Source organism: Actinomyces mediterranea (genome assembly GCF_900155595.1).
GTDB classification, from domain to species: Bacteria; Actinomycetota; Actinomycetes; order Actinomycetales; family Actinomycetaceae; genus Pauljensenia; species Pauljensenia mediterranea.
Map to the genome: position 1 here is coordinate 169788 of NZ_FTPB01000002.1, position 21572 is coordinate 191359.

General features: G+C 59.7%; 9 protein-coding genes and 1 pseudogene. 1 reads left to right on the forward strand and 9 read right to left on the reverse strand.

Annotation, left to right across the window (positions count from 1 at the left end; genetic code table 11):
* Positions 1 to 231: 231 nt before the first annotated feature.
* Positions 232 to 1308: pseudogene (locus BQ7471_RS00840) on the forward strand (transposase).
* A 257-nt stretch (positions 1309 to 1565) separates the two neighbouring features.
* On the opposite strand, the gene BQ7471_RS00845 reads toward BQ7471_RS00840, so the two are convergent.
* The 9 genes from BQ7471_RS00845 to BQ7471_RS00880 all read right to left on the reverse strand — a co-directional run bounded on the left by BQ7471_RS00845 (position 1566) and on the right by BQ7471_RS00880 (position 21519).
* The gene (locus BQ7471_RS00845; protein WP_205408227.1) at positions 1566 to 8405 is read right to left on the reverse strand and encodes a DUF4011 domain-containing protein; all 6840 of its coding nucleotides are present in this window, start codon (positions 8403 to 8405) and stop codon (positions 1566 to 1568) included.
* Positions 8406 to 8826: 421 nt separating this feature from the next.
* Positions 8827 to 8985, reverse strand: a complete 159-nt coding sequence (locus BQ7471_RS11760; RefSeq protein WP_456236389.1) for an aggregation-promoting factor C-terminal-like domain-containing protein — start codon at positions 8983 to 8985, stop codon at positions 8827 to 8829.
* Position 8986: 1 nt separating this feature from the next.
* Entirely contained in the window at positions 8987 to 9700 is a 714-nt protein-coding gene (locus BQ7471_RS00850) for a G5 domain-containing protein (protein WP_083663167.1), read from the reverse strand.
* Between the two features lie 199 nt (positions 9701 to 9899).
* Positions 9900 to 11090 carry an aggregation-promoting factor C-terminal-like domain-containing protein gene (locus BQ7471_RS00855; RefSeq protein WP_159438500.1) on the reverse strand — a complete coding sequence of 397 codons (1191 nt, stop codon included), beginning with the start codon at positions 11088 to 11090 and terminating at the stop codon, positions 9900 to 9902.
* A gap of 188 nt (positions 11091 to 11278) precedes the next feature.
* Positions 11279 to 12190 carry a TatD family hydrolase gene (locus BQ7471_RS00860; RefSeq protein WP_076463476.1) on the reverse strand — a complete coding sequence of 304 codons (912 nt, stop codon included), beginning with the start codon at positions 12188 to 12190 and terminating at the stop codon, positions 11279 to 11281.
* Between the two features lie 119 nt (positions 12191 to 12309).
* A complete protein-coding gene (locus BQ7471_RS00865) occupies positions 12310 to 13749 on the reverse strand; it encodes an alpha-amylase (protein WP_076463478.1) in 1440 nt (479 codons plus the stop codon).
* A 17-nt stretch (positions 13750 to 13766) separates the two neighbouring features.
* Complete coding sequence (locus tag BQ7471_RS00870; protein WP_076463480.1) at positions 13767 to 14351, reverse strand: DJ-1 family glyoxalase III; 585 nt, start codon at positions 14349 to 14351, stop codon at positions 13767 to 13769.
* A gap of 47 nt (positions 14352 to 14398) precedes the next feature.
* Positions 14399 to 17809, reverse strand: coding sequence for an ABC transporter ATP-binding protein/permease (locus tag BQ7471_RS00875; RefSeq protein WP_076463481.1), 3411 nt, complete (start codon positions 17807 to 17809; stop codon positions 14399 to 14401).
* A 20-nt stretch (positions 17810 to 17829) separates the two neighbouring features.
* Positions 17830 to 21519 carry an efflux RND transporter permease subunit gene (locus BQ7471_RS00880; protein WP_076463483.1) on the reverse strand — a complete coding sequence of 1230 codons (3690 nt, stop codon included), beginning with the start codon at positions 21517 to 21519 and terminating at the stop codon, positions 17830 to 17832.
* Positions 21520 to 21572: the final 53 nt, after the last annotated feature.

The following is a 21572-nucleotide window of genomic DNA, read 5'->3' on the forward strand; positions in this document are numbered from 1 at the left end:
GAGTCTCGAATGCTATTGGCCCGCTCGTGGTGCCTTTGCGTTGAATTGTCTGCTCAGATCGTCGCGGTCGGTATTCGTCTGGCCCACCTCGGTGACCTCATCAGGAGACTGCCTGACCCTGCAGGTCGTGGCCCATCGCAGATTCGCCCCGACGTGACTTCTTCTCGGACCGGCGTCGACTGCTCAGCGACCGTGACCATGTTCATCATGAAGAAAGGAGCGTCGATCGTTATGGCCATTGTCGCGCATACCCGTTCGTTCATCATCGGTGTGGACACCCACGCCCGTAACCACGCCATTTCGATCCTGGCCTGCCCGACCGGTGAGATCGTCGATGAGGCGCAGTTCCCCACCACTACAACGGGTCTGTCAGGCGCTGTGTCCTGGGCCGGACGACGCGCCGGTGGCGATGCTGGTGTGCTCTGGGTGATCGAGGTACCTATGGGGCACGTCTGGCGCGCGCCGCATCGAATGCTGGATACGCGCTCGTCAAGGCCCCGCGCATGAATACCCGCACGAACCACGACATCGGCAAGTCCGACACGTTGGACTCCCGCCGCATTGGAGCCGCAGTACTCCCGCTTCAGGACACACAGCTGCGCGAACCACGAACTGATGGCGGTGTCCGCGCTGGCGTCAAGGTGCTTCAGACCTCCCGCGACCACATGAGCACCGAGCGCACCGCGACGATCAACAACGCGCTCACCGCGCTGGTGCGAGTGGTTGATCTCGGCATCGACGCGCCATCCACTCACCACCATGCAGATCGTCACGATCGCCGCATGGAGAACACGCGATGAAGACCTCGCCACCGCAATCGCACGCGGTGAAGTCATCAGACACGTGCCAAGCGCATCACAGCACTCGACAACGAGCTTCGGAACGTCACCAAGCGAATCACCGACCCGGTTCGTCAGAGCCCCGCGGCCCCCTCCTCCAACAGCCCGGAATCGGGCCGGTCACTGCCACAGTCACCTTGACCGCGTGGTCGCACCTGAGGCGCATCAGAACCGAGGCCGCGTTCGCCAGCCTCGCCAACGTCAACCCGATCCCCGCATCCTCCGGCAACACCGTCCGGCACCGCATCAACCGAGGGAAAGACCGATGATTGAACCGAACCCTCCACACGGCCATCGTCACCCACATGCGCATGGACCCCCGCACCCGCACCTACGTTGAACGCCGCACCACTGCACCACTGAAGGACGCACACTCCGCGAAATCCGCCGCTGTCTCAAACGCTACCTAGCCCACAAGATCTACCGACACCTCAACACCGCAGCCCGCACACAACTTGCAACAACTTGACAAACATAGGAGATCCAACAGCCACCTCGAACAGCACACGGACCACGGCTCGGACTTCTCCATCATCTACACCGACCGAGCACTCCTCGACACCGGAGGCTTCAGACCCACCTTCCTCCGATGATTAAGAAGAGCCCGTTATCCATGTCGTGGTATTTGGCGGTGACTGTGTGACAACGTCCATCATCCAAGGACCTCGCTCCCTGTCACCACCCAACCCCGACAAGTGACCTACACTCTCATCTGCGAAAAGCCTCTTAATATCTATTTCTTTCTACCCTTTGAACGGATTCCTGCAATGCATTCTGAAGACGCGGTGTCAACCGATGATTCGACTCACCGAGGTTATTGAAGATGGTACGGATCTTTTCTTCGTGCGAAGCGAAGACTCGACTCCGCAGAACGGTTCTTGTGAGATTATCGAGCTCACGAGGATGCATTTCTTCTAAGGACACATGATCGAATGCATTTCGACGGAATGAGATGAGAGCAGCAGGATCAACATCATTCGGCCAAAAGAATCCGAATTCGTCGACTATGTAGTCTTCTGTACCGATTATCTTCTTAATTCGCTCCTCTCGCGATGCCTTCATCCTTTCAAAACCATACGCCCGGGCAACAAGGTACCTGAAGCGACGTCCTTCAATAGGGAATTCCTGTGCACAAATCATGCGTGCAGTCTCTTTTACATGGGCACAAATCTCCCCAGAGTGCTCCGTCATATCGAGATACACTTGGGTCCCACGAATTCCTACATTTGCGGGGATGAAATTCACGGGTTTTGACAAGTCTCGATAAACGACTCGATGCAGTTCCCTATTGTGACTATGAAGACTACGGCGCGAAGGAAAGATCGAGAAGTCCCTTAGTGATTCCCCCGACACAGATGAATTGTTCACCCGATTGTCGGTATCGGGAGTCAACACAGTGACATTGTCTTTCTGGGCCGACCGCATAGAAGAGGGCTTCGAAGACGTTTCTGAACAATCACTGCCGCCACATTCTTCAGGATCACTTGAGGCATCCTGTTCGAAGTTCTTGATCAATCGATTGTCGGACGGCGGATTAACAGTCATTAAATCGGAAACCGTTGCACGCGAAGATTCGTTATGCACAGCAGCGAGCGTCTTCGCCGTATCTGAAGGCTCTGCTTCTCCAACTTCTGTGGTTAATGTGAGTTCAACCAGATGGTGGATGATTCGCTCTCGATCTGACAGCCAATCTGGCAGCCAGATGCGTTCGACATGAGGCCAGTGCATATTTGATCTTAAGATCTCGCCCGGCAGAACATCACGATCGTAGGTAGTCTTTCGAAGATTCCACCCGGAGCCATCGAGCATCACAGCGACTGAAGGGCGATCGGGCGAACTCGGCTTCGCGAGAACGAGGTCAAGGCGAAACTCAGAAAGCCCGACGTCTGTCGAAACAACGAGTCCTGCATCCCTGAGTGCCTTGGCAATGGCATCCCGGTGATGATCAGGAAGGTCTTGGAGAGGACGCGCTTGATCTGGCGAAGACGCCCCTTTGTCTGCGAGTTCGAGATACGACTTTAGGTCATTGAGACCCAATGACTGAGATCGCTCTGCATGAAGCGCAGACGGAGCGAAGCTCGAAAAAAGGATAACCTCTTTACGAGCACGGGTGATCGCAACGTTCAATCGCCGCTCTCCTCCTGATCGATTAAGAGGGCCAAAATTCAGCGGAACCTCACCGTTCTGATCAGCGGAAAACGCAATCGAGAAGAGGATTGTGTCGCGTTCGTCTCCCTGAACATTCTCCAGGTTCTTAACAAAGATTCCGTCATCACTTTCCAACGATGCAGTGATATTTGGATCATCCAGTTCTCGAAGTTTGTGTTCAATAAGATCACGTTGTTGAATATTGAATGTGACGACACCGAGCGATGGTGCGGGCCTACGATCAAAACGATGTCGAATCTCATCGACGATAGCCTGAGCCTCGACAGGATTCGTTCGAAAGAGCCTTCGAGATTCACCTCTCGGAATCGAACGAAGGAAGTGTCCATTGACTCGTCTCATCGACACACCGAAACCTTCGGGGGCATGGTTGACTGTACCGGAGATCGGGCTCGGGAACGAGAAGAGCTTACCCTGGTAATAACGCGTGTTGGAGAAAGCAATCAGCGACTCATCTTGACTGCGATAGTGCCACATCAGCCACTTTCGTGGCACATGTGCAGCGACGCACTCAGAGAGGATGGACTCCTCATCAACAGGGCGATCATCATCTTCATCATCACGAGTGAGCTCGGCGAAGGATGTCGGCGGCATCTGTTTGGAATCACCACAGACTACTATCGCGCGTCCCCGACCCATAGCCCCGATCGCCGACGCGACAGTGATCTGAGAAGCCTCGTCAAAAACAACAAGGTCGAAGTCTTGTCTTTCCGGAGGAAAGAAACGAGCAACCGAGTCGGGGGAGACAAGTACGCACGGTGTTAGCTCAGTAATGAGATCACCGTAGTCAGAAATAAGATCGCGGATCGGTTTCTTCTTCCGTTTTCTTTCAAGATCGCTCTTCAATAAGAAGAAACGAGAATTGCGACTGATAGGGTCAGAGAAAGAGCGTTGGTCAACGGCCTTCTGAACGACGAGATCGGGAAGTAGACTTCGAACCTTTCCCAGTTCCTGCGAGTAGTTCGTCGATAGTTTCACATGAGTATCCGCCGAGAAAGAATGGAGCGGACCACTCGCGAGCCCTCCATCCACGGTTGCTCGTGCTACTCCCTTTTCAAGGGCTGTTTCGAGGTCTTCAGTGGGAATACGTCGGGACAGGAGAACATCAGCAGCCTCATCGAATCCGAGCCGTCGGAATGGCTCGACAGCATCCAACAGTGCGAGACGAGCAACGAGGTCGTCGCGCCGCTCTTGCTCGTAATCCGATGCCCGTGGAGCGTTGATAATCTCATATAAGGGAATACCCTCCAGCACACGAGTCGAAGCGACCGACATGACAGTCTGAAGGCACTCTCGGACACGAGTCGACACAGTAGATCGATGCGGCATGTCGAATAGTTTACCCGCGAGTTCTTGGAGCTCATTAGCCTCGTCTCCCGGGCTCGGAACAAGGTCGGTTACTGAACGAAGCCACCGGATCGCATCCAGAGCCTCTTGTCGACACGCGAGATCGAAAGGCGACCAACGATGTTGTAGTCTAGCTGCATAACTAGGAAGAGTTTCACGCAACCTCTCAAGCGCAAACAGGTGCGTGTGCTGAAGCTGGATCAGACTGTCGACAAGAGCGAGAACAACACCCGGATCCGATGGCAGTGGGATCGACGTTCGGTGGACTGCGAGAGGGCTGAGGGCTTTCTCGATTTTCTTCAACTTCCCGAACCATGCATTCTTGGAATCGATGACCTCGTGTCTAATGGTCATGAGATCGGCGGAGAAGACACTCGTATAGAAGTATACGAGTGTGTCATTTGGCATCGTCTCGCAATACCTCAGGGTCTCGTCCAACTGGGCAGCAGCATTCATCCATTCAGGAGTTTGAACGATTCTAAGCGAATGAGGGTCGATCTCCGTCGAGTCGAGAACGGACAAGATCTTCTCAAGATCGGATTGTGAGAGCCGAGAGATTGCTCCAATGATCTCTGGATCAAACTCGAGCGATCTGAGATGTTGAGCGCGTTCGATAACTCCGAAGAGGGCATCCGTTTCATCGGGGGGAACGGGACGCTGGAGGAAGGTATATGCATCACCAGCGCCCTCGCGATACTCAAGGAAACATTTATAGAGAGTCTGAAGCGCGGAGCTCTTCAGCTGATCAACGGCTGAGGAATCGGTGCGAATAAGCGCTTCGCCGGGTATGGGGAGTTCATCCGACGAATCACCGTACGCAAGGAGCGTCGAATAAGCCGAGTAGACCGTCAGACCGGAGGAAGAAGGCGAATGAAGAGCCTTACGATAGCGCTCAAGAGTGCTCAGAGCGCTATCTGCGAGCCTCCTGTGGACATCGAGTCCTGTCGAATTCGGGTGAACATCGATATCTGCTGCGGCGAGAAGTGTACGTCGAACATCGTCGGGCTTCTGCTTGCGATCATGAAGATTGAGAACAAGATCTCCGACTCCCGCAGCTTTCAATCGTCGCGCGACAACGTCGAGCGCCGCCCGTTTCTCTGCAACAAACATCACCTTCTTGCCATCGGAAATCGCCCGGATGATGAGGTTAGTGATCGTCTGCGACTTCCCTGTGCCAGGAGGCCCTTCAACGACTAGCGTTCGCCCTGCGATGGTGTGCGCAACCACTTCCGTTTGTGAAGCGTCAGCCGGGATCGGCAAGGTGGGCAGAACTTGCTCAAGATCCGGAACGCGGCTTTGTTCCGCAGGATCCTCGAAGATCTCACCGGGTGCTTCGATCAAATGCCTAACAAGGGGGTTTCGTGCGAGGAGGTTCCAGGACTCGTCAAGATCCTTCCAAAGACGGAACGACCCGAACTGGAAAATGCCAAGATACGTCGTGGGTTCAATGCGGAATGGGAGCCGGTTGTCGGAGAGCGTCTTGCGAACGACATCGAATAATCTTGGAAGATCGATGCCCGACTCGTCCTCAATAGGCTCAGCTAACTCGGGCAATTCGAGACCGAGGTCAACGCGCAGACGTTCGATGAGCGAATAGTTCGGCGTCGTACCTCCCGTCGGGTCGACGCGAAGACGATAAGGACTGTTCTTCGACACATGCTCCAACTCAACGGGGATGAAGACGAGCGGCGAGCGCAACTCCTTTCCCTTCGTCCCCCATACGAGTGTTCCGAGAGCGAGGTAAAGGTTGTTCGCACCGGTTTCATCGATGAGGGTTCGCGCTGAAGAGCGGAGCCTACGCATTATCGGATCGTAGACTTCAGCCGATAAGTCAATCTGAACTTCTCGATGATCAGAAAGACGAGGAGCGAGTTTGGGCGGCTCAAGTTCCTGGTGAAAAGCATTTCCAAGGCGTCGGGCATCTGCTGCCCTCTCGCCTGCTGCAACGAGGGTAATTATTTTCCCGGAGTTGATGAGATCTTCAAACGCTCCAATGAGCGTCTCAGGGACGGCTAGCTCAATGATTTTATGAGATTCTAGTGCTCTCTCAGAGCAGTTGATGAGCCGGTTTCGAACGCTGAGATCAAGGAGATCCGACTTCCATTTCTCGACCCGTTCCGGTGCTCTTTCTTTACGAGGGCCAGAACCGGGAAGCGATCCGTGAGAGTTTTCAAGCGTGAGCGTGTTCTCGCGCACAATGACAGGAGCAGTATTCTCGACGATGCTTCCATCGATGTTTCGTGTGCGGGTTTTCTGAGGGGGAATCCCCCGTTCGCGAGCTTCACGAATCGACAAGACGAAACGCGCGTGCGTCCCATCTTCTCCCAGAGACCTGCGTCCGGTCGTGTGCAGCACTCGAAGGAGCGGCAACGCCTCAGAGGTTAAGAGAGTCGTCTCGACGAGTCCGATCTCGCCTCGCGCAATCGGATTGATGATAGTCCACCCCGGCATGGCGACTTCCTCGGAATTGTGTTTCGGCGTCTTCCAATAACCGAGGAGACTATGTCCGTCGAGAACGATGACGAGAGGTTCAATTTTCAAGGACTCGAGGGCGCTTGCAAGGACGAGCGTCGAATCGAGGCACGTGGCGAGACCACCATCAAGCACTGCCTCCGCATTGCGGATACGTTGGCCGATCTCGGCCCAGTTATTCGCCGGAACCGTGTAAGCGATGTGTCTATCATAAAATGCCCGGCATAGAGCGTAAACTATCTCATCGACTCGCTGAGAACCGCCCTGATATCCCTCCAGTGATCCAGAACCTATCTCCTCAGTTAGAATGATTGATGCCTCTTTCACAAGACGAGCGATCTCCGGATGCTGTGGCTGCACGAATGTTGCAAGCGCTGAGGCAGCGTAGGTTTCGTCACTGGTTCGCATCCATTGATGCGGCGAGAGAACCTTCGGACCTTTCAGGGGCACAGTAGTGAACTGCCCGTCGCACTCGAATCGCACAATAATTGTCGAATTAGACTCCGATACCGCTTGGAGAAGTGTACGATCCTCGAACTCGGGCTCGAACATGACAGTCGTACGGTTGCCGTTGACGGTCTCAAGTGCGAAAGAGTATGGCTTGATGAGCGGTTCTCCGTCATCTTCGACTGAGACTGTCACCTGTACCCCGCGAAGAACGGGCGCAGGGCAAGCGGTGACCCCTTCCATTTGTTCTTGAGATTCCGCCGTCTGTGAACCAGGCAAGCCGTCGTCATCCTCTACGTAGTCCTCTGCAACCGTGAAGATGTTGACATCAATTCGCGGTTTCAAACGGGCCACCGCGTGCGCGTAGGAGAAGACCTCTGGGTGATTGAACTCAACTCTGAGCGCATCGATGGCACGGATTTCGGGTGTCTTTCGCACGGACGTTTCTGCAGTGTCGCTTGTTGATACATCTGATAGTCCCTTGCCAGGTTCCATGGATATGGATCCCGGCAACGCCCGTTCAGCCGCTTCGACATCGCCACAGCACCTGACACTCGTGACATCGGGGGATTCGATGATGCCCGTCGGCTCCGCAACGTTTTCATCGGGTGAATGATGCCCCGCTCCTTCATCGGTCGTTCGAGACAATGCAGTCTCGTCCCCAGGGTTGGACGAAGTCGTGGAATTGATCTCAGTAGTGTCCTCAGTCAATACTGTCGGAACTTGATGAGCCATGAATTGCTTAAGCACAGTATTCACATCGGCTGCACCCTCTGGAGCGCCGATTTCCCGAAGGATGTCGATCACCTGACCGAGAACAGTGAGCACCTCGTGAACCTCGAAGCGCTGCTGGTGGGCGTACTTGTTTCTCGCCTTACGAATCGCATGCAGTCTTGAACGAAACTCGATGTCTGTTGACAGAATTGGATCCCCGTGTCGATCTTTGCCGGTGAGAGCGAAGATCTGTTCTGAGAGATCGTCCAACATAGGCGCTTCGCCTGGCCTGCGACGTACTGGCGACTCCCACGCAACATCAGGGTGTTCCTCTGCGAGGCGTCGACGAACGTAGGGCCCCAAATAGCGTGGCAGAATCTGCAGGACCACTCCATTGATCACTTGCTCGTTCACAGCCACTGTGGTGCCCTCCCACTCTGGATTCTCGTACAGATCAGCTGTTCAGCTGATTCTTCGTGAATCGTAGCCAATGCCATGTGCATTTTCAGTTATTCGAGATCGCGCGATGCTCGAGAAACAAGAGGCTGACAACCTGTAGCTTTCATCCGAGGATCACAACGACGGTATCGCAGGCAAGTACGTGCAACGTGCGCCAACAACGCGAAGACATGGACATGACGCCCAGAAATGAACGCGGATCCACAGCGTCGGCTGAGAATCGAATCACGACCACCACCTGCGTAACATCGGGCGTCAGCAGCCTCACAATACGACACGGTCACCGTGGCTTGCATCCCCGACACCGATTCTCAAACTGAAGAGTTTCACGGCACACCGTTCCTGTCTCACAGTTGCTCCTAGGAGGACCGAGTCGCGCCCCTCAGTACCACCCGACTGCATTAGAGTGCGCCCACGCCGAGCAGGGGGTGCCGTAGCGTCCGGCGATGTAGCCCAGGCCCCAGGTGATCTGAGTCGCGGGGTTCGTCGCCCAATCGACGCCCGCAGCCGCCATCTTCGAGCCAGGGAGCGCCTGGGGGATTCTATAGGCGCCCGACGAGGCGTTCTGCGCATACGGGTTCCACCCCGATTCTGTTCCACAGGCTCACGAGACACTGGTATTCCGCAGCGGACCAGCCGCGCGAGACGACCATGATATGGGCGGTCTCCTTGGGGTCCTGCCCCGCGTAGGCGATCGTCAGTCCAGTGCGCTGAGCCCCTGCTGCGGCTGCGAGCTTCTCATTCTGGTCGGTCATCGCATTGATGCTCGCAGTGATCTCCTCAGCAGAGGACGAGGATCCCAGGGCGGCTGAGTACTTCGTCTGAGAAGCGCCATTCGCATCGGTCGACGTCTCAAGCGGCGACTTCGGGTCGATGCCCGCCTGCAGGAGGGCTTCCGGCGTCACCTTCTTTGTCCCCTTGGTCCGCACTTCGTCAACGGGTGCGGTGACGGTGTGCTGCGCAGTGGTCACGTTCTTCGTGACGCCGCCGATGCTCTCCCGCCATTGGCTCTGCGCCGCAACGCCTGCAACACCCTGTTGGGTGATCTGGGATTCGCCCTCGAAAAGGGCATCGGAGGAGGCGGTTGTGGACTCGAAATCGATGGGGACTTCGGCGACGATCTCGCCGCACTCGACGCGGGTCACGGTGATGGTCAGCCCCGTCTCCCCCTCGGCCGTCACACCGACGCGGTCATTGGGATGCAGTTCAATCCCGCTGCGGGCGACGAGCGGTGCGCACAATGGCCCGGGCGCCATAGCTACAGTGCGTCGAAGCGAAGCCACGTGTCACGCGGCGGGCTCCCCTGAGTGTCGTGAGGACATGTGTGTTCAACGGTACGCGGGGCGAGTGTGCTTTGGCGAAAGATCAACGACTCTTCGTGATGAGGTCCACGCCCTCCCGACGTCTACGCGCAAGGGGTCCGCACCACCCGAGTGCGGACCCCTATGCGGTTGGTCAGTACCAGTTGTTCAACTGGAAGTGCGACCATGCGCCGCACGGGGTTCCGTAGCGTCCGGCGATGTATCCCAGGCCCCAGGTGATCTGAGTCGCGGGGTTGGTCGCCCAGTCGGCACCCGCAGAAGCCATCTTCGAGCCGGGGAGCGCTTGAGGGATTCCATAGGCGCCGGAGGCGTTGCCCGCCGTCACGTTCCACCCCGACTCACGGTTCCACAGGGCGACGAGGCATTGGAACTCCGAGGTCGACCAACCGCGGGCGGCGACCATCTCCGCCGCGATGCCCTGAGCGGAGGCGGGATCGTAGGAGACGGACACATTCGGGACGGACACGGCAGCAGACGAGGAGGGTGTGGCCGCCGACTTCTTCTTCGTGCCGACGGAGACGATCTCATTGACGGGTTCGGTGCGCTCCTCGGAGAGGAGGACGTCCACCGTGGTCACGCCGTCAACCGTCTCACGGTAGCTGGTCGTGGTGATAGAGCCGTTGGTCCCCTCTTGGACGACCGAGGTCTCACCCTCGTAAAGGGTGTCGTCGTCGCGGTTCTCCGTCGTGTACTCAATGTCCTGGGTACCGACGACGTTGCCACGGGTGACGCGGGTGACGCGCAGCGCCTTCTGCCCGTTCTCGGATACGAAGGAGACGCGGTCGATCGGCGACACGGTGACGTCCGCCGTGGCGAGGAGATCCTCAACGTCCTCGTTGCCGGTCGACTCGACCGGGATCTTGGTGCCGTCGACCTCGACGGTCATCGTCGTGGCGGTAGCGGCGACCGGCATGACGTCGCGAACGGAGGAGCGGTCGGCCGCGAGAATGATGGAGCCGTCGGCGGTCACCGAGTCGAGCACGCCGTCGACGGAGTCGGCGGTGGACCATGCTTCGACGGATTCCCCGTCGACTGTGACGTTGTACCGGGTCGCGGTGCGCACGACGATGGTGTCGCCATCTTTGACCCGCGTATCGACCGAGGGGGCGATGAGGTCGTGCGAAGAGACCTCAACCTCGGCGGAGGTGAGAACATCATCAACGGTCGTGAAGAATCCTTCGGCGGGAACGCTGACACCGTTCACCTCGAGAGTGACGTCGTGATACGACGTCGCAATGGCAGTGCCGGCGGTTGCCGTGAGCGCCAGTGCCAGAACAGAGGCGGTGGTGATGACGACGGGACGTGAGGGATGCGTGAAATTCACGTGACTCCAGACTTCAGAGGATTCGTCGTTGGCCGGTTCGCGACATGACGCTCCTCGGTCGATGACGATCTGTTGCATCCACCGTAATCAATCCGTAATCATTCACGCAGTCTTTCGTGACGCGTCTCACTTATCGGCACTGCGCGTCCAGCGGCGAGCAACCACGGCGAAAGACCCCACCGACGCGGCTACCACTGACCGTAGACGCTGCGAGAATTCCTCATGAGCTGCTCACATGCCGCTTGCTCATCCATATCCCACAGGTCTGCGATGAAGCGCACAGTATGAGTCATCACATAGGAAGCATTCGGCTGCCCGCGGTGCGGCGCGGGAGTCAGATACGGCGCGTCAGTTTCGACGAGGACGAGCTGCGGGGGCATATGGGCCAAGCCATCGCGCAGATCGCTATTCGCCGGGTAGGTGAGGGGGCCCGCGAATGACGCATACCAGCCGTGCGCCGCGAGGGCATCGGCGAATTCGCCGTCACCGGAGAAGCAGTGGAAGACGATCGGCTGGTCATCGCTCGCAGCGTCGGCGAGGACTGCGAGTGTGTCCGCATGGGCGTCGCGATCGTGAATCTGCAGGGGCAGGCCCGCCTGTGCGGCGAGGCGGATATGCGCGACGAACGCCTCTTTTTGGGCGTCGCGCCCCGACTCGCCGGTGCGGTAGTAGTCGAGGCCGGACTCCCCCACTGCGACCACCATCGGGTCTGTCAGGCGCTCCTCCACCTCGCTGAGCGCCTCATCGAGGGGGATGTGGTGGTCGCGCAGCCTGGGGGTGAGTCCGTCAGGAGAAGGCTCGTTCACGCCCGCGTGCAGGGCCGCCTCGTTCGGGTGCAGGGCGAGGGCGACGCGCACTCCCTCGTATCGGCGGGCGAGGTCGATCATCGGGTCGAAATCGGGCAGTTCGCAGGCGCTCGATACCTGGTGGGTGATATTCGCACGCCTCGCCCTCGCGATCTGTTCATCGAGGGGGAGCCTGACCCCATCGGCGCGGGGGATCTCGCCCTCGTGGACGGGCAGGTGCGTGTGATTGTCCATGATCGGCGCCGCCAGTGGAGTATCCTCCCCCGGCCACCTGCGAAGACCGCGCTTGCCCATCTGTCTCCTCTTCCCTCGTGTGGTTCCGACGAGGCTTCCGCCCCGTCAATGGTCATGGGCACCAGCCTAATCCGAATGCTCCTCCCCACCGCGCATCGCGCGACTGAGGCCGACGCCGGTCAACGTGCGGGGATGTAGACGGCGAGCCCCGAGTCGGCGACGGGGAAGTCCGCGGCCCCGTCCTCGTCGATGACAATCGGAATGCCCTCGCCGACGGTGCACTGCCAGGTTTGGCCCGCATGGCGTGATCCCACGAAGAGCCGCTTGGAGGATGCTCCGCGGTCGGAGACGACGACGGAGACACCCGTATAGGGATCGTCGTCGGTGCCGTCGCGCGCCCAGCCGATCACCTCACGATCGTCGAGGGCATCGTATTGGGCGCCGTAGGCGTGGGTCGCCCTGAGCCGCATGAGTGTTTCCAGCCCCGGTACGGCTGTTATCGCGTACTCACCCTCCGTGCCGTCGAGGTCGGCTTGGAAGACGCACGGGTAGCCCGCTTCGCGCAGCAGGATGAGCGCGTAGGCGGCGGGTTTGAACCAGTCGGCGACCGGGGATTGGAGGGATTGGCCGGCCTGGGTGTCGTGGTTCTCCACGAAGGTCACGGCCATCGTCGGATCCGCTGCCACGAGTGTTCCGTTGAAGATCCCCCCGAGGTCGTAGTCCCCATTCGACTGGGAGGCGTGGTGGAAGGCGAAGTGCAGGGGCACGTCGAACAGGGCGAGGGAGCGGTCGGTGCCGATGAAGGCGAGGAGTTCGCCTAGGTCGCCCGACCAGTACTCCCCCACGGTGAACAGCTCGTGCCCGCAGGCCGTACGCAGCTCTTCGAGCCATGACATGGTGAAGCTGCGATCCATGTGTTTGAGCGCATCCATGCGCAACCCGTCAACGCCCGTCGTCTCAAGGAACCACAGTCCCCATTTCACGAGTTCGTCGTACACCTTCGGATCGGTGAGGTGCACGTCGGCGCCCATGAGGTAGTCGAAGTTGCCGTATTCGGAGTTGACATCGGCGTTCCACTCCTTGCCTTCGAAAAGCCACAGTCCCGGCCGCTGCGTCGCTTCGTCCCAGTCGATGCCGTGGAAGCACGTCCAGTCCCAGGTGAAGTCGGAATATGCTCCTCGTCTGCCGGGAAAGGTGAACCGCGTCCAGGTTTCGATGGTCTCCTCGGGGCCGATCGTCTCATAGCGGTTGGCGGGGTCGATCGGGGTGGCGCGGACGGATTCCAACTCGTCGCCGCCCATTTTGTGGTTGAGGACGGTGTCGGCGAGGACGCTGATCCCCTCTGCTTGGAGCGCCCGGATGGCCACAAGGTACTGGTCGCGGGTCCCGTACTTGGTCCGCGTCGAGCCGCGCTGGTCGAATTCGCCGAGGTCGTAGAGGTCGTAGACCCCGTATCCAACGTCATCAGCACCCGCATGGCCCTTGTACGCGGGGGGCAGCCACACAGCTGTCACACCGAGGTCGGCCAATCGCCGAGCCTGGACGGCCATTGATTCCCAGTGCGTCCCATCGGAGGGCAGATACCAGGAGAAGCCCTGTAGCAGCGTCCCGTTCATCATCGCGCCCTGTGATGGTCTCAGCCCTGATACACGATCCCAGTGGCGACCGCCGCTGCGGCGTCGTCTCCAAGCATATAGCGTACGAGGGCGAGCCCCAGCTCGGCGGAGGTTCCCATGCCGCGACTGGTGAGGATCTCGCCGTCGACGACGACAGGGTCTTCGAGGGCAGTCGCCCCTCCTGCGCGCAGGGCATCCATGAAGCTAGGATTCGCGGTCGCCCGTCTTCCGTCGAGCAGTCCCCGATCGGCGAGAATCGAGGGGGCGGCACAGATCGCGGCGACGGGCCCAGATGCGCGCACGCGCCGTTCGAGCTCGTCGGCGACGACCGGGGAGTCGGCGAGGACGAGGGTGCCCGGCATGCCGCCCGGGAGGAACAGCAGCGCGTAGTCGGCGAGGACGGCCTCTGACAGGAGCAGGTCGCAGACGATGCGGATACTGTGAGACGATTCGATCGTCTCCGAGTCCGACACGGCGATGAGGTCGGCACGGATCCCCGCACGGTAGAGGCAATCGACGACTGCGAGCGCTTCGACCTCTTCGCATCCGGGCGCCATGAGCACCGCAACCGCAGCATCGGTCGAAAGAGTATTCGGGGTGGGCATATCATTCTCCTCGTCGGCACATGTATCTTCGAGGTTACCCGTTGGACTCACTCGCTGCGCAGTGCTTCGACGGGGTCTTCGCGTGCCGCCTTGCCCGCCGGAATGACTCCGGCGATGAGGGTGAGCACCACGGAGATGGCGATGAGGATGACTGCGGCCGCGGGCGGCAGCTGGGCGATGTTTTCAACGCCCAGACTCGACGACACTATTGCATTCGCCACGACGCACAGACCCAGGGTGATGGCGATGCCGATGACGCCGGCGAGGAAGCCCTCAATGACGGTTTCAGCGTTGAAGACGTGCGACACGTCCCTCCTCGAGGCGCCGATCGCACGCAGGATGCCGATCTCCTTCTTGCGTTCGAGGACGGAGATGAAGGTGATGATCGCGATCATGATCGAAGAGACCACGAGGGAGATCGACACGAAGGCGATGAGCATCCAGGAGATGATGTTGATGATGCTGGTCACCGATGACATGAGCAGGCCGACGAAGTCGGTGTAGGTGATGACTTGGTCATCGAAGCCTGCGTCGCGCTTCGCTTGGTTGTAGTTGTCGAGGATCGCTTTGACGGCGTCTTTGTCCTCGAAGGTCGTTGGATAGATGCTGATCTGCGAGGGGCTCGCCTCCTCACCCCAGCCCAGGCTCCTCAGATTCGAGTCGTAGGAGGCGCGGTTCGTCGACATCATGGTCGACATGAGCGAGGCGAGATCATCTGCGTTCATATTCGACGTGAACGCTTCTGCGAAGGCGGACTCGTCAATGGTGAAGGCGCTCGCCAACGATTCGGACATCTGCGTCATGGCATTCGTCAGCTGCGCTCCGATCTGGGTCTGCAGCGTCGTCATGAACTGCGTCATGACTGTCGACAGGGTCTGCGTCATGTAGGTCGACATGAGGTCCCCGATGGCGCCGCTCAGCGCCTGCCCGAGTTGGGTCGCGATGTGGGTGCCGATGGTGGTGGCGAGCCTCTGGGATACAGAGGCGGCGATATCGGCGACAGCGGGATCCTCGCCGAGGGCGGTCGCGAGATTGCTCGTCAACTTCGCCGTGTTGATCACCTTCCCGGAGGTGATCAGCGAATTGAGGGTCTGGCGGACCTCGGGTGTTGCGAGGTAGCGCTGAGCGAGGGTCCCCGCGTCGACGTCGGGGATCCCGTCGCCGTCTGAGTCCGCATTCTCCGAGTAGTAGGCGGTGAAGCCCTTGACGATGCCGGTGAGCGTCGTCGACAGATACTCGCCCGCGCCCTCAGCGATGACGCCGTCTTTGAGGGTCCTTGAAATGATCATCGCATAGTCGATATCCGCGAGCTGCGGGTATTTCGCCGCCAAATCCGACAGGTCGAGGCTCGACAGATCCAGTGTCGACAGGTCGATGGAGCCCGCGAGCTGCGAGGCGTCGAGGGCGGAGAGATCCATGCCCGACATGTCAAGGGAACCGATATCGAGGCTGGAGGCGCTGATGCCGGAGAAGTCGAGTCCCGACAGGTCCATCTGCAGTGCGGAGGGGTCGATCCGGAATGCGGCCTGCAGTTTCGACCCGTCAACGGTGAAGAGGGAAGACATGTCGAACGAGGATTCGGCCTCCTTTGTGAGGTCCTCGAAGGACTTTCCGGTGAACACGTCGATCGTCGGATTCGCAATCTGTTGAGCCACGATGTCGGATGCTGCGGCCGCCTTCATGATGTCGCGCGTGAGCCCGGCGGTGTAACCGATGCCCTGCGTCAAGATCGTCGTGTCCTCTTCGAGGGGCTTGACGATGGCGACGATCGTCAGTTCGGTGCCATTGGCGACGAGGTCCTTCATATGCGCCGAGTCCTTGGATTTATCGGTCCACACCTTGTAGGTCTCGTCGTACACGTACCTGTCAGTGGCGTTCACGAGTGAGAACGTGGTTCCCAGAATGTTCTCATAGTCGTAGGAGGCGGTCCTCGAAGCGTCTGCGGACTGCGGAGAGTCGTCGGGCTTCGACGATGAGGAGCCCATACTCCCCGAGTAATACTCCTCCATCATTTCGTCGAGTTCGGAGTGGTCGCGCAACCCGAGCGCGTACTCGTACAGGTCCTGCATGGAGCCATTGGAGTCGACGATGAGGACGAGCTCATCCGATTCGGTCGGCCATTGTCCTGCGAGCACCGTGTAGGCGTCGTCGTACAGTTCGCGCGACTCAGGGAGCTGATGGAAGGCATCCGTTGTCACGAAGGAGGAGAACGCCCCCGACCCGTAGGCGGCTGTCATCGTTGAGAAGGACTGCTCGGGGTTGACTTGAACGACGCCATTCGATGTGTCGGTGAGATAGATCTGCGGCTGGACGTCGTAGTTGTACTCGATGGCGGCAACGTGATCGGAGATGTTGCCCCCGTCGGCGTCGAAGTAGCTCTTGAGGGACTTGAGGTCGTTCGTCGTCGTCGAATCCATCATCGACGTGAAGGCGCTCCTCGTTGTGATCTGTCCCGATGCCCCGGACTGCGACTGATCCGTCTGCGGAGAGCCGGCCACGGAGAAGGACATCATCGAAGCCATATCCATGCCGGTGCGCTGAATCGTCAGCGGATAGGAGGTGAGGGCGTCTTCCTCAGTCTTTGCGATATACGCATTGACGCCGTTGGCGAGGGCGAGGATCGCTGCGATCCCGATGATTCCGATCGACCCCGCGAAGGAGGTCATGAGGGTGCGCCCCTTCTTGGTCCACAGGTTCATCCCCGACAGGGACAGCGCGGTGAGCAGCGACATGGATGTCTTGCGCGTGGGTTTCGCCTCGCGCACGTCCTCAGTCCCGGGGATGAAGGGCTTCGAGTCCGCGGTGATCCGTCCGTCGGCGAGTTCGACGATGCGCGTCGCATACTCGTGTGCGAGGTTGGGATTATGGGTGACCATGATGACGAGCCGGTCCCTGGCGACCTCTCGCAATAGGTCCATCACCTGCAGGGATGTCGTCGAGTCGAGTGCGCCGGTCGGCTCATCCGCTAGGAGGATCTCGGGGTCGTTGACGAGTGCCCTGGCAATGGCGACTCGCTGCATCTGTCCGCCTGACAGTTGTGAGGGGCGCTTGTGGACGTGGTCGGCGAGGCCGACTTCGGTGAGCGCATTGAGCGCTCGCTCGCGCCTAGCGGATCGGGACACTCCCGACAGGGTCAGTGCAAGTTCAACATTGGACAGGACCGACTGGTGAGGGATGAGGTTGTAGGACTGGAAGACGAAGCCGATCCTGTTGTTGCGGTAGGAGTCCCAGTCGCGGGGGCGGTAGTCGTGCGTCGAGATGCCGTCGATGACGAGGTCGCCCGCATCGAAGTGATCGAGTCCACCGATGACATTGAGCATCGTCGTCTTCCCGGAGCCTGATTGGCCCAGGATCGCGACGAATTCGTTGTCCCTGAATGCGACGGACACGTCGTTGAGTGCTGTCTGCGTCAATGATGCCGTTGTATACGACTTGGTGATAGAGCGGAGCTCAAGCATATTTCCACCCTACGGGAAGGCTACTCGGGCCGCAGAATAGATCTCATTCGAGATATCTCACCCCGCCCGGCGACGAAGCGATCACCTGCTGCGAGCAGGCCCGGAAGGATGAAGACGATGAGGAATGTGGCCGCGATCGCACCGATGGAAATGGTCCTGCAGATCTGTCCCACGGTGGGGTTCTCGAAGAGGTGGCCGAGGATTCCGGTGACGACGATCATAATGGAGCCGGATGTTGCGATTGTGTGGATCGAGCGGTCGAGCGCCCGCGCAAGGGCACCGGGAATGTCGAGGCTAAGGCGCGCATCGCGGTACTGCGTCGTCAACAGGATCCCATAGTCGATGGTTGCGCCCATGAGGATGCACTGGACCATCAACTGGGCGAGGTAGTAGGAGTCGTACCCCTGCAAGCCGATCGCCGTGATCGTGATGAACACGCCGCATTGGACGAGGAGGACGAGCAGGAGGGGCACCGACAGCGACCAGAATGTCAGCGCGATGACGAGGAAGATCGCTCCGGCCGTCAACCAGGAGATGAGGGACATCTGCGTGGAGAAGCTCTTGCTCATCTCCGCGATCATCACCGAGTTCCCGACGAGATGACATCCGCCTTCCAACTCCGCCCGACAGCGCTCGTCGAGCGAGTCGATGAAAGCGAGGGTCTGGTCGCCGTCCTCGTCCAGCGTCGTCGTGATGATCATGCGCGACCAGGTGTCGCCGATGAGTTGCGCAGAGGCGGAATCGATCTGAGAGTCCGCCGCTGCGATCGCCGATGTCGCATCCGTCGTCAGGAACGGTGCGAAGCGCGGATCGGGGACGATCTTCGATTGGAGCGTCGAGACGAGTTGCGCGATCGACAGGGTCGACGCCGACTGGCCGGATGCGGCGTGGGCGAGGTATGCGAGGGCGAGCTTGTCGGTGCCGACAGATTCTCCGAGCCGGGAGAACAGTGAGGACAGTGCGGAGGGGGTGAACTCGGCGTCGGTGACGACGGCGTCGATGAGCGTGCGCAGTGCCCGCAGACGCGTCTCCTGGTCGGGGGTGAATTGAGTTGAGGAGCGCCCATTGGTCAGGACGGAGTCGACGAGGAAGGCGACGAAGTCTTGAGGCGTCATATTCCACGAGGAGGTGTCGCCGTATCGCTGCGTGTGGACGAGGGCGAGTTGGCGCGCCTGGGAGTCGCTCATACCTGTGAATGAGGCGAGGCGCGCGGGGGTGTAGGCACGTCCCGCGATCGAGTCGTTGATGATCGTGAACAGGCGGGCGAGGTCCTCTGCCTGGTCGGCGTCGAGCAGATCCGTATTCTCCTCGAGGGCGGCTACGACCTGCTGCGGGGTGAACGCCCAGTCGGCGCCGACGGTCTCGGAGTCCGCGATCGCGAGGATGAGGGCAACCTGTCGGGCTTCGATCCCCACGATCTGCGCGAATTGCTTCACGGGGATGGGGGTTCCCGATGTGCTCAACTGCATGACGCGGGCCAGTGTGGTGAGCTGTTCAATCTGTTCGCGCTCCATCATCTGCGCAACCGGGGAGGACGGGTCGGAGGCGGAGGAGACGACGAGGGCGGCGAAGTTCAGGGGGCTCATCTCCATGCTCGGCGGGTTCTGCCCCTGAGAGGGCGGTGTCTCCCCCTGGGATTGGGAGTTCGTCGCGAAGAGCGCGGACAGGAGTTCGGGGTCGATGCCGAACAGCTGGGCGAGTCCTGACACGTCCATCGGCCGAGTGATCACTGCGGGGTCCGTGAATGTTCTGAGGCGTTCGAGTCCGGCGATCTGGTCGGCGCTCATCGCCGAACCGACCCCGGGCGCTGACTGGATGACGGTCGACATGGTTTCGACGAAGGCGGGCATCGGCATCTGCACCGAGTCATGTGCCCCGGACTCGGCGCTCATCTGCGCATAGAGCAACCGTATTGTTGGTTCTTCGACGCCGAGGAGTCGACTCATCCGCGAGTAGCCCATCGGGGTCGTCATCTCGTTGGCGTCGGTGAAGACTTCCACCTGCCGCAGTTGCGCCACAGCCTTTCGGCCGAGTTCTGCAGCATATTGCGGGTCGTTGGCGACGTCGGTGAGGATGAAGGAGACAAAGCCAGGCAGCGTCATGGAGTCCGCCGCGATAGACGGGTCCGAGATCGCCCTCAGCAAGAGGATCCGTTCGACCTCGTCCTCAGTCATGCGCAACAGGCGCGCCAGATCCGCAGGCGATGCGGCTCTCGCCATCCGGTCCTTATCCAGGAAGGGCCTCATCTCATCGATCCTGCTCGTCATCGCAGGGTCGAGCCTGGAGGACACGGCCTCGCTCGACTCGATGAAGTCGACGAACTGCGCGAGTGTCATCGTCGGGGTCGCCTCGCCGCCGTGAGCGAGGAAGTACACGAGTTCGAGGAAGTCGCGGTCGAGGGCGAGGCCGCCCTCGTTCATCTGTGCGAGCGCGGCCTCCATGTCCTCGATGGTGCGCTGTTTGCCGATCGTCTCCGAGTGGGAGGACACCGAGCGCACGAAATCCTCCTCGGCGACGTCGGCCGCAATCCGCGCAGCCGCCGCTTCGTCGCTATTGCGGTAGACGAGGACGATCTGGTTCTGCGTGGGGAAGACATCCGCAATCGGGTCTTCCTTCGACAGCGTATAGGCGACGGGAGTGCCGGTCGCGGTGACGGCGCTCGCAGCGAAGAGGGCGATGAAGAGGACGAGAATGGGCCATCGCATGCGGTGGCCGAAGCGCGCGAGTGCTCCGAGGCGCGGCTGGAGGTAGGGCTTGGCGGTTGCGCGGATGGCGCGGTCGCACCAGATGATGAGCGTCGGCAGGATGGTGAAGACGCAGACCATTGAGATGAACACGCCCTTTGCGAGGGCGACGCCCAGGTCCACTCCGATGGTGATCGACATGAAGCACAGGGTGAGCAGGCCGACGACTGTCGTCATTGACGAGGATGCGATGGAGGAGAACGCTCCGCGCACCGCTGTCACCATGGCCGCGCGCGGGTCGGGCTCGGTGAGGCGCTCGTGGCGGTAGCGATTCATCAGAATGATCGAATAGTCCATTGACAGGACCAGTTGGAGGATCGCGCCGATGGTGAAGGTGATGTCGGCGATGGATCCGCGGATGAGGTTCGTCCCGAGGTTGAGAACGACCGCCATGCCGATAGTGATGAGGAAGAGGAGGGGTTCGAGCCACGACGCGCACATGATGAACAAGATGAGGGTCAGCAGTGATACGGCGACGATGACGATCCACGCGGGCAGTTCGGAGGCGGGAGAGGGGTTGTCGGATTGGATCTGGATGCCCCGATCGGCGAAGTCGGTTTCGAGGGCGGCGAGCAGTGCACTTTCCTCAGCGGAGCCGTAGTCATAGGGGGTTGTGACGATGTACAGCGTGTGGTCGCCCGAGTGGTAGATATCGGAGTCGGCCTCGTAATCGACTGCGGAGACGTGCGGGAGGGATTCGAGTTCGGCGAGGATCTCCTCTTCCTCGGAGTCGCTCAGCCCTGTGAACATGATGCGCGTCGTTGAGGGGGTGGATGACTCGGGGAACTCCTTCTCCATGAGCGACAAGCCCTGGCGCATCGATGATGAGGCAGGCAGAAACTCCGCCATGTCCGTGATCACCCCGACTTTGGGGATGAGGAAGCCGCAGAGCACCGTCAATGCGCTCATCACCGTGATGATGATGAGGCGTCGCGTTACGAGAACACGGGCGAGGGCGGAGAGCACGGGAGACGATCACCTCGATGCGCCGACGAGATGGTATTCATGCAACCGTACAG

Excerpts from the sequence above, each read along its gene's own strand:
- BQ7471_RS00850 (WP_083663167.1), bottom strand. The coding sequence starts at position 9,700 with ATGGCGCCCGGGCCATTGTGCGCACCGCTCGTCGCCCGCAGCGGGATT.
- BQ7471_RS00870 (WP_076463480.1), bottom strand. The coding sequence starts at position 14,351 with ATGCCCACCCCGAATACTCTTTCGACCGATGCTGCGGTTGCGGTGCTC.
- BQ7471_RS00860 (WP_076463476.1), bottom strand. The coding sequence starts at position 12,190 with ATGGGCAAGCGCGGTCTTCGCAGGTGGCCGGGGGAGGATACTCCACTG.
- BQ7471_RS00875 (WP_076463481.1), bottom strand. The coding sequence starts at position 17,809 with ATGCTTGAGCTCCGCTCTATCACCAAGTCGTATACAACGGCATCATTG.
- BQ7471_RS00865 (WP_076463478.1), bottom strand. The coding sequence starts at position 13,749 with ATGATGAACGGGACGCTGCTACAGGGCTTCTCCTGGTATCTGCCCTCC.